At 70.0% G+C, this 26,235-nt stretch carries 16 protein-coding genes and 2 pseudogenes; 4 read left to right on the forward strand and 14 right to left on the reverse strand.

Features of this window, described 5'->3' with window-relative positions; genetic code table 11:
* Positions 1–28: 28 nt before the first annotated feature.
* Both ACN28I_RS12050 and trmFO read right to left on the reverse strand, forming a co-directional pair.
* A complete protein-coding gene (locus ACN28I_RS12050; RefSeq protein ID WP_420942187.1) occupies positions 29–1,627 on the reverse strand; it encodes a gliding motility protein in 1,599 nt (532 codons plus the stop codon).
* Complete coding sequence (trmFO, locus tag ACN28I_RS12055; protein WP_420942188.1) at positions 1,624–2,979, reverse strand: methylenetetrahydrofolate--tRNA-(uracil(54)-C(5))-methyltransferase (FADH(2)-oxidizing) TrmFO; 1,356 nt, start codon at positions 2,977–2,979, stop codon at positions 1,624–1,626. Before trmFO ends, ACN28I_RS12050 begins: the two co-directional genes overlap by 4 nt.
* Before the next feature lie 471 nt (positions 2,980–3,450).
* Here trmFO and ACN28I_RS12060 point away from each other — a divergent pair, with 471 nt between their 5' ends.
* Positions 3,451–3,633, forward strand: a complete 183-nt coding sequence (locus ACN28I_RS12060) for a TraR/DksA family transcriptional regulator (protein ID WP_420948625.1) — start codon at positions 3,451–3,453, stop codon at positions 3,631–3,633.
* A gap of 46 nt (positions 3,634–3,679) precedes the next feature.
* Here the strand turns inward: ACN28I_RS12060 and ACN28I_RS12065 are convergent, their stop codons facing one another.
* From ACN28I_RS12065 to pgeF, 9 genes and pseudogenes are all read right to left on the reverse strand, one after another.
* Positions 3,680–4,270 (reverse strand): ExbD/TolR family protein, encoded by a 591-nt coding sequence (locus ACN28I_RS12065; RefSeq protein WP_420942189.1) that lies wholly within the window; start codon positions 4,268–4,270, stop codon positions 3,680–3,682.
* Positions 4,271–4,792, reverse strand: coding sequence for an ExbD/TolR family protein (locus tag ACN28I_RS12070; RefSeq protein ID WP_420942190.1), 522 nt, complete (start codon positions 4,790–4,792; stop codon positions 4,271–4,273). It lies immediately after the preceding gene.
* Positions 4,793–4,798: 6 nt separating this feature from the next.
* Positions 4,799–5,554, reverse strand: coding sequence for a MotA/TolQ/ExbB proton channel family protein (locus tag ACN28I_RS12075; RefSeq protein ID WP_420942191.1), 756 nt, complete (start codon positions 5,552–5,554; stop codon positions 4,799–4,801).
* A gap of 127 nt (positions 5,555–5,681) precedes the next feature.
* Positions 5,682–8,305 (reverse strand): annotated as a pseudogene (gene topA, locus ACN28I_RS12080) (type I DNA topoisomerase).
* 8 nt (positions 8,306–8,313) lie between these two features.
* On the reverse strand, positions 8,314–8,457 hold the full coding sequence (locus ACN28I_RS12085; RefSeq protein WP_420942192.1) for a hypothetical protein: 144 nt from the start codon (positions 8,455–8,457) through the stop codon (positions 8,314–8,316).
* Complete coding sequence (locus ACN28I_RS12090) at positions 8,429–9,439, reverse strand: DNA-processing protein DprA (protein WP_420942193.1); 1,011 nt, start codon at positions 9,437–9,439, stop codon at positions 8,429–8,431. Before ACN28I_RS12090 ends, ACN28I_RS12085 begins: the two co-directional genes overlap by 29 nt.
* Before the next feature lie 126 nt (positions 9,440–9,565).
* Complete coding sequence (locus ACN28I_RS12095) at positions 9,566–10,810, reverse strand: LysM peptidoglycan-binding domain-containing protein (RefSeq protein WP_420942194.1); 1,245 nt, start codon at positions 10,808–10,810, stop codon at positions 9,566–9,568.
* Positions 10,811–10,832: 22 nt separating this feature from the next.
* Positions 10,833–11,666, reverse strand: a complete 834-nt coding sequence (locus ACN28I_RS12100; protein ID WP_420942195.1) for a tetratricopeptide repeat protein — start codon at positions 11,664–11,666, stop codon at positions 10,833–10,835.
* Between the two features lie 82 nt (positions 11,667–11,748).
* On the reverse strand, positions 11,749–12,522 hold the full coding sequence (gene pgeF / locus ACN28I_RS12105; RefSeq protein ID WP_420942196.1) for a peptidoglycan editing factor PgeF: 774 nt from the start codon (positions 12,520–12,522) through the stop codon (positions 11,749–11,751).
* A gap of 803 nt (positions 12,523–13,325) precedes the next feature.
* Here pgeF and ACN28I_RS12110 point away from each other — a divergent pair.
* A complete protein-coding gene (locus ACN28I_RS12110; RefSeq protein WP_420942197.1) occupies positions 13,326–14,546 on the forward strand; it encodes a diguanylate cyclase in 1,221 nt (406 codons plus the stop codon).
* Between the two features lie 162 nt (positions 14,547–14,708).
* Here ACN28I_RS12110 and ACN28I_RS12115 read toward each other — a convergent pair whose 3' ends face one another.
* The 3 genes from ACN28I_RS12115 to ACN28I_RS12125 form a co-directional block, all read right to left on the reverse strand.
* Positions 14,709–16,160, reverse strand: a complete 1,452-nt coding sequence (locus tag ACN28I_RS12115; RefSeq protein WP_420942198.1) for a trypsin-like peptidase domain-containing protein — start codon at positions 16,158–16,160, stop codon at positions 14,709–14,711.
* A gap of 158 nt (positions 16,161–16,318) precedes the next feature.
* Complete coding sequence (locus ACN28I_RS12120) at positions 16,319–17,908, reverse strand: glycoside hydrolase family 57 protein (RefSeq protein WP_420942199.1); 1,590 nt, start codon at positions 17,906–17,908, stop codon at positions 16,319–16,321.
* A 9-nt stretch (positions 17,909–17,917) separates the two neighbouring features.
* Positions 17,918–19,450, reverse strand: coding sequence for a DUF4912 domain-containing protein (locus ACN28I_RS12125; RefSeq protein WP_420942200.1), 1,533 nt, complete (start codon positions 19,448–19,450; stop codon positions 17,918–17,920).
* A 131-nt stretch (positions 19,451–19,581) separates the two neighbouring features.
* Between ACN28I_RS12125 and ACN28I_RS12130 the strand changes: the two genes are divergently transcribed.
* Positions 19,582–21,888, forward strand: a complete 2,307-nt coding sequence (locus tag ACN28I_RS12130; protein WP_420942201.1) for a glycosyltransferase — start codon at positions 19,582–19,584, stop codon at positions 21,886–21,888.
* 124 nt (positions 21,889–22,012) lie between these two features.
* Positions 22,013–26,186 (forward strand): annotated as a pseudogene (locus ACN28I_RS12135) (response regulator).
* Positions 26,187–26,235 lie beyond the last annotated feature (49 nt).

The following is a 26,235-nucleotide window of genomic DNA, read 5'->3' on the forward strand; positions in this document are numbered from 1 at the left end:
AGACCCAACCGGGCCGCCCGCAAGCTTCTCACGGCTGGGCGGGCGCCACGTACACCCCGGCGTTCGCGCCCTTCAGCACGTACACCGCCAGCGAGTCATCCTGCCCCGCGAAGTACGCCGGCAGCTGCGCGCCCTGGTCCAGCGTCTTCCGCGCCTGCGTCTTCACGTCGTAGATGGCCACGTCGAACGTGTCCGAGTCCATCCGCGCCGAGGTGGCCAGAATCCGGTTGCCGTCCTCGGACAGCTTGTAGCTGTAGATGCCCTGCAGCCACGTCCGGGGCTGGGCCTGCTCCTGCTTGGGCAGCGGCAGCGCCTTGAAGTCACAGGCACGGCCCTCGCGGATGCAACCCGCGCGGAACACCAGCGCCCCCGGGGCGAAGCCGTAGCCGAACACGCCCGGGTGGGCCTTCTCCGCCTTCTCCGCGCCCACCTGGTACAGCATCAAATCCACCGAATAGATGGGCTTGAGGAAGCGCGAGAGGAAGGCCACGTACTTGCCGTCCTTGCCCCACGTGAAGTTGGGCACGCGGCTGCCCACCAGCTTCGGCTCGCCGTCCGGCAGGGCCACCACGCCCATCAGCCCCGCGCCCGCCGACTGGTCGTACTTCGCCAGGAAGCCCAGCGCCTGCGAGTCCGGCGAGAAGGCCGCCTCCTTCACGCGCTCGCCCACCTTGCGCGCCGGCTCGCCCGAGGCCGGGCCCACGTACAGGTCGCCCAGCACCTCCGGCTTGCCCCCGTCGTTGCGCGCCAGCCACTTCGCGTCCGGCGAGAAGGCGAACGCCGTCGTCCCCGAGGCCACCTTCCGGCCCTTCAACTCCGGCAGGTCCGCCAGGTACAGGTCATACATCCCCGACACCGTGGGGGTGCGCACCTGGTACGCCACGCGCTTGGAGTCCGGCGACAGCACGTAGTCGCCCACCTGGTCCGCCAGCTTGACCGGCTCGGCCTGCTTGCCCGGAGGCTGCTCCACCGGCACCGCCAGCAGTCCGCCCGCCGCCGCCAGCCGCCGCTTGAAGAACAGCATCGTGCCGTCCGGCGAGAACTCCGCGTTGGACACCTCGCCGCCCACCTGCCGGAAGGGGCCCGACGGCAACGGCCCCAGCTTCAGCACCCCGCCGTCCACGAAGGCCAGCTTCGTCCCATCCGGGCTCGGCAGGAAGTACGCCACCGTGTCTCCCAGCTTCTGGGGCTCGGCGGCCGGGTCGCTCAGGGCCAGCACGTGCAGCGCCCCGGACTGGTTCGCCAGGTTGTACCCGGTGAGGAACAGCACGTGCTTCGAGTCCGGGGTGAAGAGCATGCCCCCGGGCACGTTTGTCACCCCATCCCCCAGCTTGCGCGGCGAGCCGCCCGTCACCGGCACCACGTACAGCGTGCCCAGCCGCATCTGCGGAGGAATCCCCTCCACCGTCGGCTTGCGCGTCTTCGTCAGGTACGTGGCGAACTGCCCATCCTCGGTGACGCGCAGATCCTCCGCCGGGCCCTCGGCCAGCATCACGCCCAGCCCGCCCACGGCCGTCGCGGACCGGGCCTTCCCCTGCCCTCCTCCGCCGCCCTTGTCCTCGCCGCGCTTGCACCCCACCAGCGCGAGCGCCAGCAGCGCCCCCGCCATCACGCTTCGTCGGTTCATGCGGTCCCCTGGTGCTCCTGCGGCTCCTGCGCGGGCGGCACGCTCGGCAGCCACGTGGCCAGGTCCGCCCTTGCCCGCTCCGCGTAACGCGCCCGCTTGTCCGCCTTCTTCACCCGCCCCGGCAGCGGCGGGAACAGCCCGAAGATGACGTTCGAGGGCTGGTAGTCATAGTCCGGCGGGTGCGCCTCGCCCGTCACGTGACGGTAGAGCGAGCCCATCGCCGTCGTGGCCGGCGGCGGGACGAACTCGCCCCCCGTCAGCCGCGCGTACACCGCCAGCGCCGTCAGGTACCCGCACGCCGCCGACTCCACGTACCCCTCCACGCCCGTAATCTGTCCCGCGAAGAACAGCCGCGGCTCCACCTTCAGCGACAAGTCCCGGTCCAGCAGCCTCGGCGAGTCGATGAAGGTGTTGCGGTGGATCTGCCCCATCCGCAGGAACTCGGCGTTGGCCAGGCCCGGCACGCACGTGGTGAAGATGCGCTTCTGCTCGCCCCACGTCAGGCGCGTCTGGAAGCCCACCATGTTCCACGACGTGCCCGCCTTGTCCTCCATGCGCAGCTGCACCACCGCGTAGGGCTCCTGGCCCGTGCGCGGATCCTTCAGCCCCACCGGCTTCATCGGCCCGTAGGCCAGCGTGTCATCGCCTCGATCGGCCATCACTTCGATCGGCAGACACCCTTCGAAGTATTTGGGTTCCTCGAAGCTGTGCGGCTGCAGCTTCTGGCCCGCCTTCACCTCGGCGATGAACCGGTAGTACTCCTCCTTGTTCATCGGCAGGTTGATGTAGTCGTCGCCCCCGCCCTTGCCGTAGCGGCTGGCGCGGAAGGCGATGTTCATGTCGATGGAGTCCCCCGCCACGATGGGGGCGATGGAGTCGTAGAAGTAGAGCTTCGCCCCCACGTAGCGCTCGAGGTCCCTCGTCAGCGCGTCCGAGGTGAGCGGCCCGGTGGCCACCACCACCACGCCCTCGGGCAACTGGTCCACCTCGCCCGGCACCACCTCCACGCCCGGGGCCTCGCGCACCGAGCGCGTCACCGCCGCCGAGAAGGCCTCCCGCTCCACCGCCAGCGCGTCTCCCGCTGGCACCCGGTGTGTGTCCGCGCACCCCAGAATCACCGACGAGAGCGTCCGCAGCTCCGCGTGCAGCAGGCCAATGGCGCTCTCCGGATTGTCCGAGCGCAACGAGTTGGAGCACACCAGCTCCGCGAACTGATCCGACTTGTGCGCCGGCGAGCGCCGCTGCGGCTTCATCTCGCGCAACGTCACCGGCACTCCGCGCCGCGCCAGTTGCCAGGCGCACTCGCTGCCCGCCAGTCCGCCGCCAATCACCGTCACCCGCTGAAGCTTCACGTCCCGACTCCCTCTCTTCACGGGCCAGTTTCGGCCCGTCCGCCAACTGTTAGCAGGACCCCCACGCCCTGTCCCACCCTTCCGCTCCTGCATGTCCACCCCCCGGATGACGGCCTCCTGCCCGCTCGCCCGCCCTCCGGCCATCCTACACGTAGGGTTTTCAGAAACAGTTTCCCTACCTGCTCAGGGCTCCTAGGTTTTCCCCGTTCATCGCGCGGGAAATACGGCCGGGCGACGCAGTGCACCATTGACGGAGCGACAGGCCATGAAGCGAACCACCGACGTTCTGAAGATCCGCGAGCTCCTGCAGCGCCGCCGCCGGGACATCCTGATGGCCACGCAGGGGGCTCAACGTGCAGCTTCTCCGCGCTGAAGGACCAGGATCGGGATCCCGAGTACGAGGAGAATGCCCAGGCGGAGCTGGCGGACTACACCCTCTCCAGCCTGGTGGAGGCGCAGCGGCGCGAGGTGATGCTCATCGATGCCGCGCTGCGTCGCATGGACACCGGTGTCTTCGGCACCTGCGTGGACTGCGGCTACGACATCCCCATCGAGCGGTTGGAGGCGCTGCCCTTCGCCATCCGCTGCGAGGAGGACGCCACGCGCCACGAGCTGGAGGTCCGCGGCGGCCACCAGGCCACGCCGACCCTCTAGCGCCTCGAGAGGCACGGGCCGCGGGGGCTTCCGGGAGACCGGGGGCCTACCGCGGCTTGCCCTCGTCCTGGAGGACGACGAAGCGGTAGTTCTCCAGCTCGTTCTGCCCGGCGGTGTAGAGCACCGTGAGCAGCATGTCGTAGGGGATCGCCTTGTCCGCGATGATGGACAGCTCCCGGCTGAAGGGCGCGGCCGGGTTGCGCTCGGCGATGTACTTCAGCTTCTCCACTTCCTTCTTGAGCTGAGCATCCAGCGCCGTCACCACGCGGCCCTGGAGCGCCTCGGGAGGAATCTGCCCCCTGGACAGCCGCAGCACTTCCTTCTCCCCCACGAGGATGTTCTTGGGGGTGACGGTGACGACGACGGTGTCCTTGGGCGTGGCGCGCGTGGAGGACACCGGCGGGCGCACGTCCTCGCTGGCCGTCATCGCCGCCGAGGACGAGGCGAAGGACTTCAGGAGGAACACCAGGAGGATGGTCATCATGTCCATCATCGCGGTGATGTTCAGCTCCTTGATCTCCCCGGCCGCCTCGCGCTCCTTGCGCTTCTTGCGCGCCAGGGCCTTGCGGTAGCGCAGCCGCTGCAGCCGCTCGTCGTCGGCCGGTACCTGCTGCGTCGTCTCGCCCGGGGCCGTCATCTACAGGGCTCCCAGGGTGACGTCCGGGAAGAGCACGCGGTGCGGCTTCTCGCGCGTCTCGCGGATGGCGTCCATGGTCTGGATGAGCGTGTCGTAGGGGATCTCCGGATCCGCGGCGACGATCACCTTGGTCTCGGAGGGAAAGGCGCTCTTGATCTTCATCATCTGCGCGTTGAGGGACGCGTAGTCGTACGCGCCATCCGCCCCGAGCGGCACGGTGGGGGCGCCGTCCTGGCCGAGGATGGCGTTCTCGCTGTTGATGAAGTGGCCCTTCTTGCTGATGAGCACGCTGAGCACCAGGCGCGGCTGCTCCGGGTTCGCCTCCGGGGTCACCGTGGTGCTGGGGCCGCCGTAGCTGGGGGCGCTCACGTTGACGATGCCGAAGGCCGCCAGCCCGTTGATGGACAGCAGCATGAACAGGATGAGGTTCATGAGGATGTCGAGGTAGGGGATGATGTTCAGCTCCCCCGACTCCTCTTCCTCACGCGGCTTGAGCTTCCGCCTGGAGTAGTAGAACGCCATGGCGCCTCAGGCGGCCCGGGCCTCGTCGATTTGCGTCTCGCCCGCGGCGCGGCGCGCCAGCAGGTTCTCCAGCTTGAGCGCGTGCAGCTCCATCGTCTCCACCATGCTCTTGGCGTACGAGGTGAGGAACAGGTGGAAGATGATGCAGAGCACCGCGATGGAGAGCGCGAAGGCGGTGTTGTTCATCGCCTTGGAGATACCGTCCGAGAGCAGCGCCTGCTTCTGCTCGGCGGGCACGTTGCCGAGCGCCTGGAAGGTGCCGATCAGACCGAAGATGGTGCCCACGAGGCCCACCAGGGTGGCGATGTTGGCCAGGGACCACAGCCAGGGGATGCGGGCGCCCACGTGGGGGCTGTTCTCCACCAGCGCCTCCTCCACGGCCTTGGCGACCTCGATTTCGCCGCGGTTGGCGCGGGTGAGGCCGGCGCGGATGATCTTGGCCAGGGGCGAGTGGGGAGCGGCGGCGCACAGCTTCACGGCGCGGTCCACGTTGCCGGTCATCACCAGCTTCGTCACCTGCTCCATGAAGGGCGGCGCGTTGAGGTTGTAGCGGAACATCAGCGTGACAATCCGCTCCAGGGCCACCGCGAGCGCGGCGGCCAGCCAGAACAGATTGACGAACATGAACGGGCCGCCGTCCTTGAAGAACTTGATGGTGGAGTCCACGACGCCGAGCTTGGCCGGCGCCGCGTTGACGGCCTCCGCCGCGGCCGGGACCTGGGTCAGCACCACGTCCAGCAGCTCGCTCATCATCGGAATCATCGCGAAGAGGGTCCTTTCGACGCCCGCGCCTGCCCTGGGGGCAGCCACTGAACTTCTAGAGGACCCTCCTCGGAGGTGTCAAGCCAGGGGCAGGCCATGCCCCTGAAATCCTTGGACTTTCAGCCTCTCAAGCGGCCGAGGAGGCGTCGCCCCCGCCCGGAGTGGGCGTGGCGGCGGCCGCCGCGGCGACGGCCTCCGGCTCGACGATCTGCCGGCGGTAGTCGCACTCCTTGTTGGGGCAGGCGATGAAGGGGCCGTCCCGCTTGGAGTACTTCTGCACCAGGTAGGGCGCCTGGCAGCTCGGGCAGGCCTCCGGCAGCGGCCGATCCCAGGCGGCGAACTTGCAGTCCGGGTAGCGGTTGCAGCCGAAGAAGATCTTCCCGAAGCGGCTGCGGCGCTCGGTGAGGTAGCCCTGCTTGCAGTCCGGGCAGTTCACCCCGATGGAGATCGGCTTGGACGTCTTGCACTCGGGGTAGCCCGAGCACGCGAGGAACTTCCCGAAGCGGCCACGCTTGACCACCATGGGCTTGGTGCAGTTCTCGCACTTCTCGTCCGTCGTCTCCTCCTCGATGATGACGATCTTCCCCTCGGCGTCGCGCTTGAAGTCCTTGGTGTTCTTGCACTCGGGGTAGTTCGAGCACGCGAGGAAGTGGCCCATCTTCCCCCACTTGATCACCATGACGTTGCCGCACTTCTCGCACGCCACGTCGGTCTTGATCTCCTCGCGCTTGACGTCGCGCATCTCCGCTTCGGCCTTCTCGAGCGTCTCCTTGAAGGGCGCGTAGAAGTCCTGCAGCACGGCCTTCCAGTTGGCCTCGCCCTCGGAGATCTGATCGAGCTTCTCCTCCATGCTGGCGGTGAAGGCGGCGTCCAGCTCGTGGGGGAAGTGCTTGACGAGCAGCTCGTTGCAGATGACGCCCAGGTCCGTGGGACGGAAACGGCCCTCGATCTTCTCCACGTACTTCTTGTCCTGGATGGTCGAGAGGATGGCGGCGTAGGTGGACGGACGGCCGATGCCCCGCTCCTCGAGGCCTCCTTGACGAGGGTGGCTTCGGAGAAGCGCGGAGGCGGCTGGGTGAAGTGCTGCTCGTTGAGCAGCTTCTGCAGGGAGAGGACGTTGCCCTCGTCGAGCACGGGCAGCTCGCCCACGCCGTCGTCGTCGGCGTCCTCGCCGGCGGCGCGCGCCTTCTCCTGGGCGGCCTCCTCCTCGGGGGTGAGGCTGGCGCCGTAGACGGCCAGGTAGCCCGGGAACTTCAGCGTGGAGCCCGAGGCCCGGAAGGTGGCCCGGCCCGCGGTGATGTCCGCGCTCGTCTGGTCATACACGGCCGGCATCATCTGGCACGCCACGAAGCGGTTCCAGATGAGCTCGTAGAGGCGGAACATGTCCGCGGCCATGTCGTCGTTCATCGCGTCGAAGTGCGCCTTCACCTTCGAGGGCGGGTACTCGAGCGACGTGGGGCGGATGGCCTCGTGGGCATCCTGGGCGCCCTTCTTGGTGCGGTACACCACCGGGGCCTCGGGCAGGTAGTCCGCGCCGTAGGTGGTGCCGATGAAGTCGCGCACCCCCGCCACCGCCTGATCCGACAGACGGGTGGAGTCCGTACGCATGTACGTGATGAGTGCCGTCTGGCCCTCCTCACCGCCGAGCATCACGCCCTCGTAGAGCCGCTGGGCGAGCGCCATCGTCTTCTTGGCGGTGAAGTGCAGCCGGTTGGCCGCCTCCTGCTGCAGCTTGGAGGTGATGAACGGAGCGGGCGCGTTGCGGCGCCGCTCGCGCTTGTCCACCTTGGACACCACGAAGGAGGCGTTCTGGAGCTCCGCCACCAGCGCATCGGTGGTGGCCTTGTCCTTCAGCTCCATCTTCTTGCCGTCCACCCGGGACAGCTTCGTCTTGAAGGTCGGAGGTCCGGAGGGCCCCTGGAGGAGCGCGTCCAGCGTCCAGTACTCCTGCGGCACGAAGGCCTTGATGGCGTCCTCGCGCTCGCAGACGAGGCGCACGGCGACGGACTGCACGCGGCCGGCGGACAGGCCCCGGCGGACCTTCTTCCAGAGCAGCGGGGAGATCTGATAGCCCACGAGCCGGTCGAGGATGCGCCGCGTCTGCTGGGAGTCGTAGTTCTCCTGGCTGAGCTGGCGCGGATGCGCGATGGCCTCCTGGATGGCCGACTTGGTGATCTCGTTGAACATCACCCGGTAGGCATCGTGGTGGCCGAGCTGCTGGTGGATGTGCCAGGCAATGGCCTCGCCCTCGCGGTCGGGGTCCGTCGCGAGGAAGACCTTGTCCACGCCCTGGGCGGCCTTCTTCAGCTCGTTGAGGACCTTCTCCTTGCCCTTGATGACCTCGTACTGGGGCTCGAAGTCGTGCTCGATGTCCACGCCCATCTTGCTCTTGGGCAGATCGAGGATGTGGCCCACCGAGGCCTTCACCGTGTAGCCGGAGCCCAGGTACTTCTTGATGGTCTTCGCCTTGGCGGGCGACTCGACCACCACGAGGTAGTGCGGCCCCTTGCCCCGCCTGGGGGATTCCGTGGCCTCGCCGTCCACGGCGTCGGCCTCCACGGTGGGCAGGTCCCCGTCAGCGCCCTTGCGGCGCGCGGAGGCCTTCTTGGCGGCGGTCTTCTTGGCCGCCGTCTTCTTCTTGGCGGCCGTCTTCTTGCGCGCCGCCGGCTTCTTGGCTGCCTTCTTGGGGGCCGCCGTCTCCTCGACCTCCAGCTCGCCCGCCGTTGCCGTCTTCTTCGTGCGCGTCGCCATGATTCTCCTCAAACCTTCTCGTACAGCCTTCCAGGATGCTGAATGACGAGCCCAGACAGCTCGAGCTCCACCAGCGCGCTGGTGAGCGCCGCGGGGGAGAGCCGGCTACCGGCCAGCACCTCATCAAATGACCTGGGAACCCTGTCCAACACCTGGTAGGCCCCCCTCGCTTCCGCCGAGAAGCTCTTCCTGCCACGCCGAGCCCTCTCCTGGCGGTACCACCCGCTGGGGATGGAACCCCACGGCCCGCCAGACTTCCTGAACGGAGAGGCACGCCCGGGCATGACCATCCCGGATGAGCGCGTTGCAGCCGGCCGCCCCCTCGTTCATCACATCACCGGGCAGGGCCAGCACCGGCCGCCCCTGCGCTCGTCCTGCTTCCGCCGTGTAGAGGCTGCCCGAGGCGGCCCCCGCGCGGAGGATCAACACCGCATCCGACGCCCCGGAGATGAGCCGGTTGCGCCGGGGAAAAGTCGTCGTGCTCGCCCGGACCCCAGGCGGCAGCTCACTGAAGAACACTCCGCCCCGGGCCAGGAAGTGCGGCAGCAGCTTCGCCTGGGCCGGGTCCAACTCATCCAACGCCGAGCCGAGGAAGGCCCACGTCTCCCCACCCGCGTCCATCGCCCCCCAATGGCAGGCCCGGTCCACCCCGGCGGCGGCCCCGGAGACGATGCCCACCCCACCCTCCGCCACCTGCCGGGCGAAGGTCCGCGCGAAGGGGAGGAATCCCTGATCCGGGTGCCGGCTGCCCACCATGGCCACCCGGCGGCGCGGCGGACCCACCTCTCCCCGGTAGAAGAGCAGCGGGGGCGCGTCATCCGTCCCCACCAGCCGGGCCGGGAAGGCCGGCTCTCCCTGGAAGGCCACGCCCATGCCCACGGCCGCACAGCGCTCCAGCACGCGATCCGCCAACGGGCCCAGCTCGGGCACCTCCAGCAGCCGGCGGCGCACGGGGACGGGCAGAGGCGCCCCCCCCACCCACTCCCTCACCGGACAGGCCACCAGGCGAGCAAGCTCACCCCGGGCATAGGCGCGCAGACGCTCCAGTGCCCTCGGGCCGAGCCCGGGGACTGCCCAGAGTGCCAGGAGCGCACGCCGCTCCGCCATGTCCTTGTCCGTCGTGACGTCCACCATACCCGACCCCCTCCTGGGCCCACCTATATAGAAGATGGGTCCGACGGGCTGGGGGCGGGACACATAAACACCGGACTGGCGATGGTCAAGCGGCACGTCCCCTGCAAGTGGGGGGAGCGGGGCGCCTCAGCGCTGGGCCGTGGGCTGCCCGTTGACGCGCATCACCGCGCGATCCCCGGCCGCCACTTCCTGGATGGAGTACGTGAGGACGCAGTTGGAGGTGCGCTCCTTCACCTCGGTGACGAGGCACAGGGCGACGTTCTCCAGGGGCAGCGCCGGCCCCCTCTTCTTCTTGTCGCCGGGCAGCTCCAGCTCCAGCACGCGCTGCTGGGTGGTGTCACCCGGACGCATGATGGTGAAGGTATTGCCCATCTGGACGCCATCCGCGCTGCCCTTGTCGATGACCAGGAAGTGGTGCTCGGCGGTGAGCGTCAGGTGCGGCACGAGCGCGGTGAGGATGTAGCCCTGGACCTCCTTCTCGTTGCGCCGCTGGACCACCGACTCCACCAGCCGCTCACCGAAGGGGCCCACCATGTCACCGCGCATCACGGCGTCCCAGGTGTCCATGAGCTGCGCCTTGACGAAGTTGTCGCCCAGCGCCACCACCTTCAGGGTGCCGACGAAGTCGGTGAGGTAGCCGGAAGGCTTGCCCGTCACCGGGTGCTTCACGGCCTCCGAGGTGCGGAACACCACGTAGCGATCCCCGAGCTTCGCGTCCGCCTTGCGCTTGAAGCGCACGTAGGCCACGTCCGGGAAGGACAGCATCTCCGCTCCGGTGGCGGCGCCCTCGATGCGGCCCGCCTCGTCCAGCTCGCGCGCGGTGACGAAGCCCTGCGTCATCACCGTGCGCGCCGCCTTGGGCTCGTAGGTGAGCTTGCCACTCACCGTCACCAGATCCTCGCCGCTGGCGGGGCCCATCTCGGTCTCGGCGCCCTCACCGGCCTCGGCCACCATCTCCATGGGGGCCGGGCCCAGGCCCGCCTCCACCCGCGAGGGGACCTCCTCGCCCGCGGGGAAGAAGCGCACGTTGTTGCCCGGGTAGATCCAATGCGGGTTGGCGATCTCCGGGTTGTAGGACCAGACCTTGGGCCAGTACCAGGGGCTGCCCAGGTACTTCTGCGACAGGTCCCAGAGCGTGTCGCCCCGCTCGACGGTGTGGACCTCGCCGGGAGCGGACTCACGGCCACCCTGACCCGGGGGAATGGCGATCTGACCGCGCCGGGGCCGGCCGGGCTGCTCGTCCATCACCTCGGACCCCTCGGTCTCTTCGCCGGCCTCGGACTCCTGCGGGTCCTCCGCGTCCTGCGCCCACACGGGGTGCGGCGCGAGAACAGTGGCGAGAAGGAGCGAGGAGAAGATCCGCGAGCGCATCGGAGGACTTCCTTTCGGACAACTAGTGCAGGGAGGCGAGCCGCTGCTCCGCCTGCGTGGCGGCGGCCGTTCCCGGGAACTGGGTGAGGATGCGGGTATAGAGCGCCCGCGCGTCGTCTTTCTGATTGAGCCGCAGCCGGCACTCGGCCAGCCGCAGCATGCCGTCCAGCACGGCGTCGCCGGCCGGATAGCTCGCGATGAGCCGCTCGAAGGACTTCACCGCGGAGGCATGGTCCTTGAGCCCCATCTGCCCGAGCCCACTGAAGTACAGCGCGTTGTCCGCGCGGGGGTGGCGGGGATGCTCCGCGGCAAAGGCCAGCAGGCGCGTCACCCCACCCTCCACGTTTCCCGTGCGCAGCGCCGCCACCGCCTGCTCGAACTCGGCGTCCAGCACGGCGGCGTCCAGCTCCTCGCGCGGCTCGGAGGCCTCGGCCGCGGCGGAGCCACTGTCCCCCTCGGGCGCGGAGCTGATGAACATCTCCATGTCGTCGGGCGCGGGCTCGACGACGGCCACCCGGGTGGGCAGCGGAGGCGCGGGCTCGTTGCGCGGCTTGAGCTTCACCACCGCGAGCTCCGGCGTGCTGTACCCGGAACCGGACGAGGCCGTGGCGGCCGGCGCCGCGGCGGGGGCCGAACCCTCCCGGGCCACGGCAGAGGCGCGCGACTGGCTCACGCTGGCTTGCAGCTCCATACGCTCCAGCCGCTTCTCCAGACGCGACTGGGTCTCGCGCATGGCGCGTACCTCGGCCTTGAGCTCCGCCAGCTCCGAGGACTGGACGGAGCCGGCGGTGGCACAGGCGGTCAGCGCACACAGGGGCGCGATGGCGAAGAGTCGGCGAATGATGCGGTGCTCCAACACGAGCCTCGGGGGGATCCGTCCGGAAGGATAGGAAGGGGTGTCGGAGACCGTCAAGAAATCGGCCCGGACGCCGATCAGATCAGAACCGGTGTACCACGAAATTGAGATGACGGCCGGTGCGGCCCGCGTCACGCCGGTGCGAGAAGAATCGGTCCGCATCACACGCGGTGCAGTGAGGGAGCACATCCACGTGGGCCGCCTTCAGCCCCGCTCCCAGCAACGTGTCACGCACGGCGCGTGCGAGATCCAAGCGCACGTCTCCTCGCTCGCGGAGCACCACCTCCGCTCCGAAGCCCGCGGTGAAGCGCTCGCCGAGGTCCTCGGAGACGACGTAGCAACAACGTTGGATGGAGGGACCCACCGCCGCCAGCAGCCGCTCGGGCCGCGAGCCCCGGGCCACCAGCGACTCCACCGCCCGCGCCACGATGCGCGCCTCCGTCCCCCGCCATCCCGAGTGCACCGCCGCCACCCGCCGGCCCTCGGGGTCCACCAGCAGCACCGGCACGCAGTCCGCCGTCCCCACCGCCACCCAGTGCTCCGGCCGCTCCGTCCACAGCGCGTCCGCCTCGCCCTCCGGGGGCCGCAGCGCGCCCGTCCCCTCCCCCGCGCCCGCCGCCTCCACCACCCGATCTCCATGCACCTGCTTCACCGTGTGCAGCGCCTCGAGCGCCGCGCCCGCCATCACCGCCAGCCGCCGATGGTTCTCCTCCACCCGCTCTCGGAGGTCACCCTCCATGAAGCGCAGGTTGAGCGAGGCATAGGGTCCCTCGGACACGCCCCCCGCTCGGGTGGTGAAGCCATGGGGCACGGGGAGCAGCGCGGACGTCACCAATGACGGAGGGTGTGCGGACATGAGCGGCTTCCTAGAGGGCTTCTGATGCAATCACACCGTCGAATGATTTCGGACGGTGTCCGTTTGACAGTGTGCGTCAGCCGATCTGACAATCCGAGAAACTTACAGGGGCATTATGGCATTGGGTCTCGACACCGTCGGCAAGAAGCTCCTCTGGAGCGTTGCCCTGCCCGGTCTGCTCGCGGCCCTGCTCGGCATAGGCTACTTCTGGCGTGAGGCGCAGATCGCCGCCCGGGATGCCACGCACGACGAGGCGATGGTGCTCGCGGAGTTCGTCGGCACCACCTTCCGGCTGCCCACGCCCGAGGGCCTCCCTCCCCACTTCCCCGTGTCCGAGCTGCTGCAGTCGGATGCCCGGCTGCTGCGCTCCACGGAGGAGCTCAACATCCTGGCCCCCGATGGCCGCATCCTCTGGTCCGTGAGCCCGAGCAAGGTGGGCACCGTGCACCCGGACGCCGAGCGCCTCACGGCCCCCGGGCCCCAGTGGGCCCGCTCGGATGCCCATGAGACGGAGGTGCTCCGCTCGCTCGGCGAGAAGTCGTGCGAGGGCTGTCACCCGGGCGCCCACGAGACGCGCGTGGGCATGGTGCACCTGCGCGTGGCCGAGCCCGTGGTGCACCGCGAGCTCACCCACGCCCTCGGCGCCGCGCTGGGGGCCGTGCTGGTGCTGGGCACCATGCTGATCGTCGCCACCGGCACCTCCCTGCACTTCTTCCTCTCCCGGCCCCTGCGCCGGCTGGCCGCCGCCATGCGCCGCGCCGAGGAGGGCGACTTCCTGGTGCGCGCCGAGGTGCGCGGCACGGATGAGCTTCTCCCGGCTCGGTGCGGCCTTCAACGCCATGCTGGCGCGCCTCACCTCCATGAAGGCCGAGGAGATCGACACCCACCGCGATCTCCAGGTGACGAAGTGGAAGCTCTCCCTCAAGGAGGAGCTGGAGGAGCGCATCGCCGAGCTGGCCCTGCTCTTCGACGTGGCGCGCTCGGTCAACTCCACCATCGAGCTGTCCGAGCTGCTCACGCGCATCACCCAGTTGGTGCCCGAGCGGCTCCACATCCCGGACTTCTCCATCATGCTCGTCAACGGAGACGGGCTGCTGGAGGTCAAGAGCACCTTCCCGGAGCACCCGGAGCTGGAAGGGAAGACGCTGCAGCACGGCGAAGGGGCGAGCGGGCGCGCGGCGGAGCTGCAACGCGTGGTGTACGTGCCGGACGTGACGGACTCCTCGAGCGCCTTCGCGCGGCACGGGCTGCTGCCCGGGCACGACAGCGGGGCGGTGCTGTGCATCCCCATGGTGCACATGGAGTCGGTGCTCGGCGTGCTCAACTTCCGGCGCCCCGAGGTGGCCAGCTTCGCCCCCGAGGAGCTGGAGCTGCTCACCGCCGTGGCCGATCAGGCCGCCACGGCCGTGAAGAACGCCATGCTCCACGCCGAGGCGGTGAAGCTCACCATGACGGACCCGCTCACCGGGGTGCCCAACCGCCGCCACCTCTTCGCGCGGCTGGAGCTGGAGGTGGCTCGCGCCCAGCGCTTCGGTACGCCCGTGTCCATCCTCATGGTGGACATCGACCACTTCAAGAAGCTCAACGACGCCGCGGGCCACCGCGCCGGTGACGAGGCGCTGCGCAAGGTGTGCGACGTGCTCCACGCCCGCTTGCGCAAGGTGGACACGCTCGCGCGCTACGGCGGCGAGGAGTTCATGCTGGTGCTCTCCAACGTCTCCAAGGACGACGCCTTCGAGGTGGCCGAGAAGCTCCGGCGCTCCGTGGTGGAGGCCCCCCAGCTCGCCGCCCCCACCCAGCCCGGCGGCCACATCACCGTCTCCATCGGCGTGGCCACCATGCCCCTCGACGCCACCTCCCAGGACTCCCTGGTGGATTGCGCCGACGCCGCCCTCTACGCCAGCAAGCGCGCCGGGCGGAACAGCGTCACCTCCTACTCGCCCGGCATGGAACTGCACCCCGGCCGCGAGCGCGGGCTCTCCCGCCCCACCGATCCCGCCTCCCCCAGCATCGCCAAGGCGTAGGAACCCGGGATGGGCCCGCAGTGAAAAGGCCCGCGCCACACGGAGGTGGCACGGGCCTGGACTCGGGAACCCCGATACCCTCACCCCGACCCTCTCCCGAGGGGAGAGGGAGTGTTGCGCGGGTGTGGGCTCAGGGGCTTTGGGCTTGTGGTGTGGCCTCGGTTACGGGATGTGCAGGGCGCGCAGGTAGCGTCCGCTGCCCGGTACTTCCACGCGCAGCAGCAGCGTGCTGCCAGCGGGCGCCTTGCGGATGATCTTCGCCACCTCCTCCGCGCTGCGCACCGGCTTGCGATCCACCTCCACCACCACCATCCCCGGCTCGAGCTGCGCGCGCTCCGCGGGCGAGCCCGGCAGCACGTCCGTCACCAGCGCGCCCTGCGACGAGCGCAGCCCGGTCCGCTCGACGATGCGCGGATCCACGTTGCTCAGCGAGACGCCCACGCGGGCCTTGGAGGACTGCTCCGTCTCCTCGGCGCCGCGCCGCGGGCGCACGCTGTGGCCCTCCAGGTCCGGACGCGTTCCCAGTTGCACCTTCAGCGCCTGCCGCTTGCCGTCCCGGAAGACATCCAGCGTGGAGGTGCTGCCCGGCTTCTTCAGCGCCACCGTGCGCGTGAGCTGGCCTCCCGAGCCCACCTTCTGCCCGTCGATGGCCACGATGACGTCGTCCGCCTTCATGCCCGCCTTGCCCGCCGGCGAGTTGTCGTTCACCTGGGACACGATCGCGCCCTCGTTGACCGGCAACTGCATCGCCTTGGCCAGGTCCTGCGTCAGATCCTGGATGCCAATGCCCAGCCACGCGCGCGTCACCGCGCCGTCCTTCTCGAGCTGCGGCACCAGCGCCTTCACCAGGTTGCTCGGCACCGCGAAGCCGATGCCCGTGCCTCCGCCCACGATGGCCGTGTTGATGCCCACCACCTCGCCCTTCAGGTTGAAGAGCGGGCCACCCGAGTTGCCCGGGTTGATGGCCGCGTCCGTCTGCAGGAAGTCGTCATACGGGCCGGAGTGGATGTCGCGGGCCCTCGCCGAGAGGATGCCGCTGCTCACGCTCGAGGCCAGGCCGAACGGGTTGCCGATAGCCACCACCCAGTCCCCCACCCGCAGCGCGTCCGAGTCTCCCAGCTTCACCGTGGGCAGGTTCTCCACCTTGCCCTTGAGCTGGATGACGGCCACGTCCGTGAGCGGATCCCTCCCGACGATGTCCGCGTCGAAGGTGCGCCCGTCGTCCAGGCGCACGCGGATGGCCACCGCCCCCTCGACGACATGGTTGTTGGTCAACACCAGGCCCTTGGAGTCCACGATGAAGCCCGAGCCCGACCCCTGGCGGATCTGCTCGCGCCGCTGGCCCCTGCCTCCGCCCCCGAAGAAGCGATCGAAGAAGGGATTCTCCCCCTGCCCCAGGCCCCCGGAGGCCTTGGCCTGCACGTCCACGTTGACGACCGCCCCCTTCACGGACTCGACCAGCGGGGCGAGCGAAGGCAGGGCCTGCGCTTCCCGGGTGGCGGGCTGCTGAGGAGGGACAGCGGGAGCCGCCGTCTGGGCATTCGCCAGCACCGGCAGCGCTACGATGAGGGCGCCCGTGAGGGCACGCCGCGAGGCATTCAGTCGCTTGATCATGGTCTCTCCCGAAATAAGACGGAAAGACGTCAAGGCAAGGCGGATCGGCCCTGCCCGCGCGACTGGGAAACAGTGAAGCCCCCCTTCTCTTCCCGACAAAGAGAACAAGGGGTGTAGGCGCTACACCCTCAACCGCCCGGCGAGCGCCCCAGCCCCCCTCACGCCGGGCGGTACACCCGGTAGTCGATCTCCGGGAAGAGGTTGTCCTTGTTCTCGATGTGGGCCAGCCAGGCCTCGTCGATGCTCCCGTTGCGGATCTGCTCGTGCAGGCGCTGGAAACGGAGGATGTGCTCCTTCGTGCGGCGCACGGCGTAGTCCACCATGGTCCCGGTCTTCATGATGAACGCCCAGTCCGAGGACTGGGCCAACAGGAGCTCGCGCGCCGCCTGGTTGAGCGCCCGCCGCTTGAGCGTCGAGGCATCGGGATACTCCTTCGCCAGGGCCACCATCTGCTTCGAGCAGTGGTGGAGGTGCCGGTAGATCCAATCGTTGGAGCCATCCAGCCACATGTTCGCGTAGCCGCCCGCGCCCCAGGAGGACAGGGGCGGCGTGGCCACCTGGTTCTCCGGGTGCTCGGCCAGGTCATCCGAGGGAGCCACCAGCCGGAACGACTTCTGGTCCTGGGCCACCTTGCGGATGAGCGCCTCGAGGAACCACGGGCCCTCGAACCACCAGTGGCCGTAGAGCTCGGCGTCGTAGGGCGCCACCACCACCGGCTTGCGGCCCCCCATCTTCCCCGCGAGCCACTCGAACTGCTTCTCGCGGTTGAAGAGGAAGTTGCCCGCGTGGGTGGCGGCCCGCTCGCGCGCGGCGTCCGGATCGTAGGGCTGCTTGTCCTGCGTCTTGCCGGTGATCCGGTAGTACTTGAAGCCCGTGTTCTTGCGATCCCCGGTGGGCTGGATGAAGGGCCGGATGTAGTCCAGGTCCAGGTCCCAGCCGATGTCCCGGTAGAACTCGCGATACACCGGGTCCCCCGGGTAGCCGTGCTGGGAGCTCCACACCTGCTGGCTGCTCTCGGGATCCCTCGCGTACGCGGCCACACCCGATTCCGTGTAGATGGGCGCGAAGGGGCCATGCAGCGGCCGGGGCGTGGCGTCCGTGAGGCCGTGGGTGTCCACGAAGAAGTAGCGGATGCGCTCGGCCGCCAGGTACTTCTCCACTCCCGGGAAGTAGCCGCACTCGGCCAGCCAGATGCCCGGCGCGTCCCGGCCGAAGGTGAGCCGGTAGTGGTTGGCGGCCACGGTGATCTGCGCGCGCACCGCCTCGGGCGTCTGCTGCATCAGCGGCAGGAACCCGTGCGTGGCGTTGCAGGTGATGATCTCCAGGTGCCCCGCGTCCTGCAGCCGGCGGAAGGCGCCCACCAGATCCCGCTTGTAGCGCTCGCGGAAGGCCCCGCGCAGCGTCTCGAAGTGGTCCCGGTAGAAGTGGGCCAGCCGGCTGAAGACGGGATCGTTCTGGGTGCGGTGCACCTCCCGCGCGCCCAGCTCACAGAGCTGATCCAACCTGCGCGCGTAGCGGCCCATGAGCAGCTCGTCGCGCAGCATGGTGACGAGCGTGGGCGTGAGCGTCATCGTCACCCGGTAGGGCACGCCCTCGTCCGCCAGCCGATCGAAGATGAGCAGCAGCGGGAGGTACGTCTCGGAGATGGCCTCGTAGAGCCAGTCCTCCTCGAGGAAGTCCTCGTATTCGGGGTGACGGACGAACGGGAGGTGGGCGTGCAGGACCAGCGCGAGCGAACCGATACTCATGTCATTCCCCTAGCGGCCCGGTCCGAAGGACGAAGGACGCATCCACGCCCATACCCACTGCTCGGAGGACCCACCCGGCCCTTGCGACTGCATCCACTCGCCGGATGACCCGGCGGACGAGCCGGCCGGCCCCTGCGAGCCCATCCACTCCTCGGAGGAGCCGCTCGGGCCCTGCGAACGCATCCACCACGACTCCGCGGGCCCGGCCTGTGCCGGCGCCCCTCCCGACTGCTCGGAGGAGCCGGCGGGACCCCAGGACCCCATCCACTGCTCGGAAGAGCCGGAGGGACCCCAGGACCCCATCCACGGCTGCTCGGAGGAGCCCTCGGCACGGCGGACCTGCAGGTAGTCCTGCCCCTCGCCCGAGCCGCCAGGGCCGGTGCGCTCGCGATGGAGCTCGGGAATGTCCTCGAAACCACCGCTGCCCGGCAGGGCCACGCGGCGCCAGATGATGTACTCGCGCTCCTCGTAGGGCGGGTTCCGGGTGGGCGCGGTAGCGGCCACCGACGCCATGTTGGCGCCCCGGATGGCGACCGGCGGCATGCGCAGGTAGCGCACCGAGGTGTCCTCGGACGGGCCCCCCGGCGGCAGGAAGACACGGTTGGAGGAGTGGCCGATGCGGCGCGCGCGGCCGTTGCTGCCCACGAAGTGGACCTCCACCCGGTAGGGGTGGCCGGGCGGCAACCCGTGGATGTAGTAGCTGCGCGACTCGAGCGCGACGTCGATCATCCGCACCAGCACGTCGGAGTCGTCATAGACGCGCAGCACGGCGCGCGGCGACTCCAGCCCGTCCAGGGCGCGCCGCCGGGCCTCGGCGCTGAAGTCCCAGAGGACGAAGAGCGTCCGCGGGTCGCGCGCCAGCAGCAGGGCCGTGTCGTCCTCATAGTCCATCGGCAGCTCGCCGAGCCGCTCGTCGAAGTCCGGCGAGCCGAGCGCCTCCCGGGGCGGGCGGTTCTGCGCCTCGGTGAGGTGGTGGCGAAAAGCCTCCTCCTCACCCGCCACACGGGCCACGAAGAAGCCCTCCACCAGCGGCTCCGCGGCATGCTGCACCATGGGGGCGGCCTCCGGCGGGGCAGCCTCCGGCGGGGCGGGCGGCTCCATCGGCTCGGGGAGGGTGGGCTCCTCGTCCATCGACATCCGGCCCGGCGTCTTGGGCTTGGGCGGGAAGTTGACCACCTCGGCGGGGCGCGGCGGGATGTGGACCGGGGTCTTCTCGTCATCGTCGCCGGGCAGGGCGGTCGATGGAGCGGAGGGCTCCTTCTGACCGTCCTCGGGCTTCCCGGTGCGCGAGGCGGCCGAAACAGCCACCGGGGCCTTGCGCGACCCCCGCTCCTTCGTCTCCCGCTCCGCCGGGCGCGCCTGTTCCTGCACCGCCCCCCTCTCCTCCTCCTCGACGCCCGCCAGCTTCGCGAGCCGGGGCACCCGCTGCGCGAGGGCCGCCAGCAGGTCCTTCTTGGTCTTGAGCTTGCTATGCCCGCGTCCCAGATGCTTACGCGCGAGCTCCCGCAGGTACTCCACCGTGACGCTCTTGAAATCGGCCATAGGCAGGTCTCGGCTTAGGTCGCCAGGGGCCGGGGGTCAACGAGCGATTTCACTTCTGTTCGTGGTCATACCTCGGGAATCGCCAGGGGCGGTGACAAGGCGGGAGTTGAGTTTGTATCCTCCGGTCCGTCTTGAGCGACCTGCCCAGACTGCTGCTGTGCAGCTTCGATGTCCTCCCCGGCCCTTCTGGCTCGTCGCGGCGGCTGACGGAGTATTTGAAGGCGTTGCCCGATCGCTTCTCGGTGGTGGTGCTCTCGGTCAAGACGCCGGACCACTCGCACATCGAGAAGTACCAGGGCGCGCGCCTGCTCCGGGTGCCCGTGGGCGCCGGAGACCTGGCCTCGCGCATCCAGTCCTTCGAGCGCGCCGTGCGCCGCCAGCTCGAGAGCGAGGAGTACGCGCTCGTCCACTTCACCGACCCCTTCGGCGGCTACGCCCTGTGCGAGCTCAAGGGCGACTACGGTTACCGGCTCATCTACGAGGCCCAGGGCTTCCCCTCGCAGGAGCTGCGCTACACGCACCCGCAACTGGAGGGGGACCGGAAGTTCCTCTCCAAGGTCCGCCGCCAGGAGCTGTTCTGTCTGATGAACGCGGACCGGGTCATCACCGGCTCGCCCACCACGCGCTCCTTCATCCACTCCCTGGGCGTGGGCCAGGACGCCGTGCAGGTGGTGCGCGCCCCGGTGGACCTGGGGCCCTACTCGCCCGAGGCGCTCGGCTTGCCGGACGGCACCCCCATGCGGCTGATGTACCTGGGCAGCCAGGTGGCCTGGCAGGGACTGGCCGGGCTGCTGCGGGGACTCGCACTCGCGGTGCGGGAGGTGGATGTCCGGCTCACCCTCGTGGGCGCGCGCCATGTGGACTGGCAGCCGCACCTGGAGGATCTCGTCTCCGAGCTGGGCCTCAAGCAGCACGTCGAGTTCCAACCGCCCGTGGCCCATGACGACGTGGCCAAGGTGCTCGCGCTCGCCGACGTGGGCGTGCTGCCGCTGGACGACGTGGACCGCAACCGCGTGCAGGGCGGCGCCCTCTCCAAGGTGTCCGAGTACCTCGCCGCGGGCCGCCCGGTGCTCGCCACGGATCTCCCCGTGGCCCGGGAGCTCGTCCCCGCCTCGGCCGGCGTCTTCTATCCGCCCGGTGACGCCCAGGCGCTCGCGGACCAGCTCATCGCGCTGGCCCGGGACGTGCCACGGCGCGTCTCCCTCGGGAAACAGGCCCGGGCCCATGCCGAGCAGTGGCTCGACGCGGGCCTCATCCGCGGCCAGCTCCTGGACATCTATGACGGCCTGCTCGGGAAGTCCCCGGTGCCGATGGCCGCCGCCGACGAGTCCAAGCTCAGCCCGACGATGACGGGCACGCCCACCAACCGCATCCTCGCGCTCGCGGGGACGGTGAGCGCGGGCAAGCCGGAAGCCGCGGCCCCGCACCCTCGCGAGAGCTCCTCCGAGACCGAGCCCATCCCGGACACCGATCCGGGCCAGGAAGGCCCCTCGCGCGAGGAGCTGCCGCTCGTCACGGGCCACTTCCTCTATGAGGAAGGCCTCGACACACGGCTCATCAAGACGGAGCCCGAGGCCGCACGGCCCGACGGGCCTCCCGTCATCATGGGGCTGCCTCTGCGCGAGCCCCCGTCCAAGGACCGGGACAATGCCCTGACCGAGCAGGATGTTCGGTCGGGCGGACCTCCCGTCATCATGGGGCTGCCCTTGCGCGAACCTCCCGCTCCGCCCGCCGCACCGCCTCCCATTCCGGCCCGCCCGAGCCTGGTCAACCGGACCGTCTCCTCCGAGAACCGTCCGGCCCCGGCCCCCGTCGCGGCTCCGGCTCCGGCCCCCGCTCCCGAACCGGCCCAGGCCCGGCCTCCCGCGCTGCCTCCCCGCCGCGAGGAGCGGCCCGCGACCCGCCCGCCGGAGCCGCCCGTGCTCCGTCAAGCCGAGCCCCTGCTGGAGAAGTCGCGCCCGTCGATCTCCATCCCTCCTCTGCCCCCGCTGCCTTCACGGGCCAGACCGCCCAGTGGCTCCCGTCCCGCGGCTCCGCCCGTCCTCACCCCGCTGGAAGTCCCCGCCCCTCCTCCCGCCGTGGCGCGCACCCCCGCCAGGGGCGAAGAGCCCGAGGAGATCTCCGAAGCCGAGGCCGAGGAGATTCAAGAGGTAGACAGCGTCCCTACACCTACCGACGCCCTCCCACTGGAGGAGCCGGAGGAGATCAGCAGCGCGGAGATCCACGAGGCGGAGACGCCGGAGACGCCGCCGAGGGAGCCGCCCGAGTCGAGGTTGAACCCGTGGTTCGCCCAGCTCGCCCACGGCTATTGCCCTCCCGAGGGCACGCAGTTCGCCCGGCACACGCCGCCCACCACCATGCCCGGCCGCGATGAGGACCCGGGTCCCCCTCCCGCGCCCAACAAGGTGCAGGGAGTGTCGCGTGGCAAACCCTCATAATCCGAGAGACGCGTCCTCCTCGTGGGGCAACCGACCGAGCCTGGCACGGAAACTTTCCAAGCTCTTTCGCGCACGGCTAGGATGTGCCGGTTTTCACTGCACTTTTCGTGGGTAAAAGGGCTGCATGGAGCGCCGCGTCCTCATCGTCGAAAGCCAGAACGACTTCGCCCTCAGCATGGCCACCGTGCTCAAGAGCGCGGGCTATCAAACCGCCATGGCGGCCACCGCCGCTGACGCACAGCGTGAGATGGAGAAGCGCCGGCCGGACCTCGTCGTCGTCCGCGCCGAGCTACCGGATCAATCCGGCTTCACCCTGTGCGGGCAGATCAAGAAGGGCAAGTGGGGGCAGAACCTCCGGGTCCTGCTGCTGTCCTCGGATACGGGGGTGGAGGGGCTGAACCAGCACCGCCAGACGCCCGGCGCCGCGGACGGCTACCTCATCATCCCCTTCGAGATGGGAGAAGCTCGCCTCCATGAGCGTGGGGATCATGCCCCCCGAGGAGGAGCAGGCCCCCACCTTCTCGGGTGACGGTCCTCCGCCCATGCCGCCGCCGCTCAAGGGCGCGCCCGCCCCCGCCGGTGGCCCGCCGAAGCTGCCCAAGCGCGAGCGCCGCAGCGCCATCACCGAGGAGGATCGCGGTTTCCTCGAGCGCTCCTTCCAGTCCATCGCGGACCGCAAGGCCGAGCTGCTCGCCGAGTCCCGCCAGCTCAAGCGTCCGCCCCCGCGGCGCGACCTGATGGGCACGCCCGAGGGCAAGGTTCAGCTCCTGCGCGACGAGCTGCAAGGTGCGCGAGGCGCAGATCGCCCGCATCTCGGAGATCTGGAACGTCCGCGAGCGCGAGCTCGTGTCCGTGGAGGACCGCCTCCACGAGAAGGACGTGGAGCTGCAGGGCCTGAAGATGCAGGTGGATGATCTGCTGCGGCGCTTCAACGAGGCCCAGCAGTCCATGCTGCAGAAGGAGCGCGATCACGGCGCCACCGTCGACGACCTGCTCCTGCAGAAGTTCTCCTCCGAGAAGGATCTCATCGAGGTGGTGGCCTCCAAGGAGAAGGACATCAACGTCCTTCGCCGCGAGGTGTCCAGCCGCGATGACGAGCTGTCGCGCCGCGCCGGTGAGCTGGAGACGGCCCGCGACGAGTACGACAAGCTCGAGAAGCACCTGGGCATCGTCACCCTCGAGTTCGAGGTCAAGGAGCAGAAGCTCTCCGAGACGGTGCAGGCCCACGAGGGCGAGCTGGCCCGCCGCCAGCAGCGGATTGAAACCGTCGAGGGAGAGCTGGCCCGCACCATCAGCGAGCGCGACGAGCGCTACGCCGAGCTGAGCGGGGAGATCCAGGCGCTGCAGGAGCGGCTGGCCCAGACGGAGCAGGAGCGCGACACCACCGTGCGGGCCCTGGAGGCGCGCGCCACCGCGGCCGAGGAGCACGGCGCCCGGTCGGACGAGGAGATCCAGCGGCTCACCGAGGAGCGCAACGCGCTCGAGGCGCGGCTCAACGAGCAGATCGCCGGCCTGGAGTCGGACCTGGCCCGCATGACGGGCGAGCGCGACCAGCTCCAGCAGGACAAGGACGCGCTGGAGAGCGATCTCACCCAGCGGCTGGAGGAGCGCGACGCGAAGGTCGCCACGCTCGAGCGCGAGCTGCAGGAGACCATCGCCCGCAACGAGCACCACGAGGCGGAGCTCAACGCCAACATCCAGCAGCAGATGGAGCGCATCGGCGAGCTGGAGGGCGAGGTGGAGGCCGTCAAGGCCCACCTGGCCGACCGCGAGGCCGAGCTGACCGGCGAGCTGGAGGCCCTCACCCAGGCTCGCAACGAGCTGGAGGCCGCCAAGGACGCCCTGGAGGCCGAGCTGCAACGGGCAGATCCAGGCGCTCCAGGAGACCGTCGCCGACCGCGACACGCAGATCTCCAACCTGCGCGGCGAGCTGGAGGCCACCTCCCAGACGCTCGCCGAGACGCAGGGCACGCTCTCCCAGACCGAGGAGACGCTGGCCACCACGCGCGGCGAGCTGGAGGCCACCTCCCAGACGCTCGCCGAGACGCAGAACACGCTCTCGGAGACGCAGGCCACCCTCGCCGACACGCAGGGCCGTCTCTCCGCCACCGAGGAGACCCTGGCCAGCACCCGGGGCGAGCTGGACGCCACCGCCCAGACGCTCGCCGAGACGCAGGGCACGCTCTCGGAGACGCAGACCACGCTGGCCGACACGCAGGGCCGCCTCTCCGCCACCGAGGAGACGCTGGCCACCACGCGCGGCGAGCTGGAGGCCACCGCCCAGTCCCTGGCCGACACCCAGGGCACGCTCTCCCAGACCGAGGAGACGCTGGCCACCACGCGCGGCGAGCTGGAGGCCACCGCCCAGTCGCTCGCCGAGACGCAGAACACGCTCTCGGAGACGCAGGCCACGCTGGCCGACACGCAGGGCCGTCTCTCCGCCACCGAGGAGGCCCTGTCCTCCACCCGGGGTGAGCTGGACGCCACCGCGCAGTCGCTCGCCGACACCCAGGCCACGCTGGCCGACACGCAGGGCCGTCTCTCCGCCACCGAGGAGACCCTCGCCGGCACCCGGGGCGAGCTGGACGCCACCGCGCAGTCGCTGGCCGACACCCAGGCCACCCTCGCCGACACGCAGGGCCAGCTCGAGGCGACCCGCGACGAGCTCGCGCGCACCGTGCAGGAGCGCACCGATCGCGAGACCGAGCTGCAGGCCGCCAACGCGGAGATCACCCGCATCAGCGGCGTCCTCCAGGAGACCGAGGCCCTCAAGACGGCCATGGAGGAGGAGCTCTCCGAGCAGCTCGGCCAGGTGCGCAACGAGCTGGCCGAGACGCAGGGCGCCCTCGCCGCCACGCGCGAGGCCCTCGCCGGCGAGCAGGCCTCCCACGCGCAGAGCCAGCAGCAGGCCGCCGCCACCCAGGCGGAACTGGAGACCACGCTCGCCCAGACGCGGGACCAGAACCAGGAGCTCGAGGAGCAGCTCTTCCTCACCAAGCAGGAGCTGGGCAGCCGCGTCGCCGAGGTCACCCAGCTCACCTCGCAGCTCGCCGAGTCCGAGGACGAGCGCCACCGGGTGGAGGAGCGCCTCAACGCGCTCACCGCCGAGTCCCAGCGCCGCATCGACTTCCTGGAGAAGGACGTCGCCGCCAAGGGCCAGGAGCTCTCGGACACCCTCCAGAAGCTCTCGGGCGTGACGCAGGAGAAGGAGCGCCAGCGCGAGGCCCTCAGCCGCGAGGTGGCCGCCAAGACCGAGCAGCTCAAGCAGCTCGACGCCCGCCGTCAGGAGGAGGCGGAGCAGGCCAGGCGCAACACCGACGAGCTCAACCGGCAGGCCGCCGCCCTCACCAGCGATCTGGACACCACGCGCAAGCAGCTCGCCACGCGTGAGGAGCAGCTCAAGGCCGCCGGCAACGCCCAGTCCAAGCTGCAGTCCGAGCGCGAGGGGCTGGCCAACCAGCTCGCCGAGGCCCAGGCGCAGCTCCAGGCGCTCCAGCAGGCCCAGGCCCAGGAGCGCAACGAGGCGAAGCGCGCCGCGGACGACCTGGCCGCGAAGCTGTCCCGCGCCGAGGCTCGCGCCACCCAGCTCACCCAGGAGGTGCAGACCCGCGCCGCCGAGGCCGACGCCAAGGTCAAGGAGGCCCAGACGCAGCTCACCGCCCGGGCCAAGAAGATCCAGGAGCTGGAGCTCGCGGTGGAGAACGCCGCCGGAGCCAAGAGCCGCGTGGAGAAGGAGCTCAACGCCAAGGTGGCCGCCGCCGACGCCAAGGTCAGCGAGGCCGCCACCAAGCTCGCCGCCGTCGCCAAGGAGCGCAAGGAGCTCGAGGCCCGGCAGCAGAAGGAAGCTCGAGGAGCTGGCCAACCGGCAGAAGGCCGAGCTGGAGCGCCGCGAGGCCCTGAAGGCCCAGGAGATCACCCGCCTGCAGCAGTCGGTGCAGGAGAAGAGCAAGGCGCTCAAGGTCGCCGAGCTGGAGCTGGCCCGCTTCAAGACGAAGTCGCCCTCCTCCCCGGGTGCCGCGGGCGCGAAGTCCACGGTCACCGCGAAGCCCCTGGCGGACGAGGACGACAGCGTGCTCGCCACGCAGATGAACACCATCGTTCCCGCCGCTCCGGCCAAGGCGGCCCGTCCCGCGAAGAACACCGTGGCCACCAAGAAGGCCGCCGCGGCTCCTCCCCCCGTCGCCGACGAGGAGGAGGGTTCCTCCGACCGCACCGTGGTCATGCAGATCCCCACGGGCCCGGGCGGCGCCTCGGACGAGGCCGACTGGACCTCGCTCGTGGACGAGCTCGACAAGTAGTGTGGTTCACCGGCCGCGCGTGGCTCCCCTGCCGCGCGCGGCCGACGTT

Origin of the sequence: Archangium gephyra (assembly GCF_049060025.1) — a bacterium.
Taxonomy (GTDB): Bacteria; Myxococcota; Myxococcia; order Myxococcales; family Myxococcaceae; genus Archangium; species Archangium gephyra_A.

What these genes read in the sequence shown, in the direction of transcription:
- ACN28I_RS12050 (WP_420942187.1), bottom strand. Translation starts at nt 1,627, where the DNA reads ATGAACCGACGAAGCGTGATGGCGGGGGCGCTGCTGGCGCTCGCGCTG.
- ACN28I_RS12060 (WP_420948625.1), top strand. Translation starts at nt 3,451, where the DNA reads ATGCTCATCGATGCCGCGCTGCGTCGCATGGACACCGGTGTCTTCGGC.
- ACN28I_RS12065 (WP_420942189.1), bottom strand. Translation starts at nt 4,270, where the DNA reads ATGACGGCCCCGGGCGAGACGACGCAGCAGGTACCGGCCGACGACGAG.
- ACN28I_RS12070 (WP_420942190.1), bottom strand. Translation starts at nt 4,792, where the DNA reads ATGGCGTTCTACTACTCCAGGCGGAAGCTCAAGCCGCGTGAGGAAGAG.
- ACN28I_RS12075 (WP_420942191.1), bottom strand. Translation starts at nt 5,554, where the DNA reads ATGATTCCGATGATGAGCGAGCTGCTGGACGTGGTGCTGACCCAGGTC.
- ACN28I_RS12090 (WP_420942193.1), bottom strand. Translation starts at nt 9,439, where the DNA reads ATGGTGGACGTCACGACGGACAAGGACATGGCGGAGCGGCGTGCGCTC.
- ACN28I_RS12095 (WP_420942194.1), bottom strand. Translation starts at nt 10,810, where the DNA reads ATGCGCTCGCGGATCTTCTCCTCGCTCCTTCTCGCCACTGTTCTCGCG.
- pgeF (WP_420942196.1), bottom strand. Translation starts at nt 12,522, where the DNA reads ATGTCCGCACACCCTCCGTCATTGGTGACGTCCGCGCTGCTCCCCGTG.
- ACN28I_RS12110 (WP_420942197.1), top strand. Translation starts at nt 13,326, where the DNA reads ATGAGCTTCTCCCGGCTCGGTGCGGCCTTCAACGCCATGCTGGCGCGC.
- ACN28I_RS12115 (WP_420942198.1), bottom strand. Translation starts at nt 16,160, where the DNA reads ATGATCAAGCGACTGAATGCCTCGCGGCGTGCCCTCACGGGCGCCCTC.
- ACN28I_RS12120 (WP_420942199.1), bottom strand. Translation starts at nt 17,908, where the DNA reads ATGAGTATCGGTTCGCTCGCGCTGGTCCTGCACGCCCACCTCCCGTTC.
- ACN28I_RS12125 (WP_420942200.1), bottom strand. Translation starts at nt 19,450, where the DNA reads ATGGCCGATTTCAAGAGCGTCACGGTGGAGTACCTGCGGGAGCTCGCG.